The organism is Ramlibacter sp., assembly GCF_041916345.1.
GTDB lineage: Bacteria > Pseudomonadota > Gammaproteobacteria > Burkholderiales > Burkholderiaceae_C > Ramlibacter.
In genome coordinates, this window is record NZ_JAYRZR010000180.1 from 1 (window position 1) to 1,949 (window position 1,949).

General features: G+C 70.8%; 2 protein-coding genes and 1 pseudogene. All 3 read left to right on the forward strand.

Annotation, left to right across the window (positions count from 1 at the left end; translation table 11 throughout):
- Positions 1–326 (forward strand): annotated as a pseudogene (locus ACE3T5_RS21560) (indolepyruvate oxidoreductase); the annotation flags it as partial.
- A gap of 48 nt (positions 327–374) precedes the next feature.
- Complete coding sequence (locus ACE3T5_RS21565) at positions 375–1,367, forward strand: Bug family tripartite tricarboxylate transporter substrate binding protein (protein WP_374670161.1); 993 nt, start codon at positions 375–377, stop codon at positions 1,365–1,367.
- A 59-nt stretch (positions 1,368–1,426) separates the two neighbouring features.
- A complete protein-coding gene (locus ACE3T5_RS21570) occupies positions 1,427–1,762 on the forward strand; it encodes a hypothetical protein (protein WP_374670162.1) in 336 nt (111 codons plus the stop codon).
- Positions 1,763–1,949: the final 187 nt, after the last annotated feature.

Below are 1,949 nucleotides of genomic sequence, written 5' to 3' on the forward strand. Positions count from 1 at the left end.
CGGGCATCGAGCAGGGCCTGCGCCGCGCCGCGCCACTGGGCCTGGAAGTCGCGCGCTGCGGCCGGCTCATCAAGGGCTACGGCGCCACCAATGAGCGCGGCAAGGAGAACCTGCTGCACGTGCTGGACCATCTCGCCCAGGGCGCGGACGCACAGGCGGCCGCCCTCGCCGTGGCCGCCGCCCGCGAAGCGGCCCTGGCCGACGACACCGGCCGCGCGCTTGACGCCACCTTGCAGCGCCACGGCGCGCCGGCGCGGCCGGTGAAGCCGCAGCCCATCCGCTGGATGCGCCAGCCCAAGGGATTGGCCGGATCGCGCCCGAGCTGAACCCCCTGCAAGATCCCCCACAAGAACCGAAGCCCGAGGAGACACGCCATGAAGATCGATCCCCGCCCCCTCACGCGCCGCGCGGCGGCCGTGCTAGCCCTGCTGCCGCTCGCCCTGGCCGCACCCGCGGCCCTGGCGCAGGCCTGGCCCAGCAAGCCGATCCGCGTGGTGGTGAGCTTCCCGCCCGGCGGCGCGGCCGACCAGATCGCCCGCGCGGTGCAGCAGCCCCTGCAGGAGGCGCTGGGCCAGCCGGTGGTGGTGGAGAACCGCGCCGGTGCCAACGGCAACATCGCCGGCGACCACGTGGCCAAGTCGCCTGGCGACGGCCACACGCTGCTCATGAGTTCCGGCGGCACCGTCTCCATCAATCCGCACCTGTACGCGCGCATGCCGTTCGACCCGGTGAAGGACCTGGTGCCCGTGGCCGCCGCCGCGCGCGTGCTGGTCTACCTGGAGGTGAACCCCGCCAAGGTACCGGTCAACAGCGCGAAGGAGTTTCTCGACTACCTGAAGAAGAACCCGGGCAAGCTGAGCTTCGGCTCACCGGGCAACGGCAGCTCGCCGCACCTGGCGGCGGAGATGATGAAGGCGCAGGCCAACGTGTTTGCCACGCACATCCCCTATCGCGGCGCCGCGCCCGCCATGCAGGATCTGCTGGCCGGCCAGATCGACTTCATGTTCGATCCCGGGATCGGCCTGCAGCACGTGAGGAGCGGCAAGCTGAAGCTGCTGGCGGTGGGCAGCCCCAAGCGATCACCCCAGTTCCCGGACGTGCCGACGATGGAGGAAGCCGGCCTGAAGGGCTTCGACGCCGACACCTGGTTCGGCTTCTACGCCCCGGCGGGCACGCCGGCGGCGGTGGTGACGCGGTTGAATGCCGAGATCAACAAGGTGCTGCGCAGCCCGGCCTTCACCGAGCGGATGAGCGCCATCGGCGGCGCGGCGGCGCCGATGAGCCCGCAGGAGTTCGCGGAGCGGGCCCAGGCCGACAGCAAGCGCTTCGGCGCCCTGATCAAGGCGCGCAACATCCAGGGCGACTGATTCACGGCCGGCGCCCGCGGCCCACTTGACGCCCGGGCGGGCGGGGGCGACGATTCGGCATGAACATCGGAACCAAGCCCCCGGCCCAGCCCAGCCCCAACGACTGGGCGTTCGACCGCTCCGTCGAGATCACGCTGAACCACCTGTCCGCCGCCCGCGAGATCGCGATCAAGCTGGCGCACGGCCATGAGCCCAACCCGGCCCTGGTGGCTGGCCTGGTGCAGGCCATGGCGACCAACTACCTGGCGGAGATGACCGGCCGCACCGGCCCGATCCCGCCCACGCGCGCGCTGCCGCCGCTGTCCCCGCACAAGCAGCAGGTGGATCCCAAGCTGGCCGAGACCTGGCCGGCACTGAACCAGACCATTTCGTTCCGCGTGCCGCCGAAGGGTTGAGCGGATAGCGGCACGTCCTTCCCGCGCGGCGGGAATTCACCCCACGTCCTTCCCGCGACGGCGCACTGCTGTCCGGCACTTTTTGTCATATCAATGAGTGTTGGACGGAGGCGACGTATTGCTCGCGTTCCCGCTTGCGTTGCCAGTTGGATTTGCCCGTCTGGAGGCGATGCATCAGGCCGCTGGT

Bases quoted from the DNA above. Each gene is read 5' to 3' on its own strand.
- ACE3T5_RS21570 (WP_374670162.1), top strand. From the start codon at position 1,427: ATGAACATCGGAACCAAGCCCCCGGCCCAGCCCAGCCCCAACGACTGG.
- ACE3T5_RS21565 (WP_374670161.1), top strand. From the start codon at position 375: ATGAAGATCGATCCCCGCCCCCTCACGCGCCGCGCGGCGGCCGTGCTA.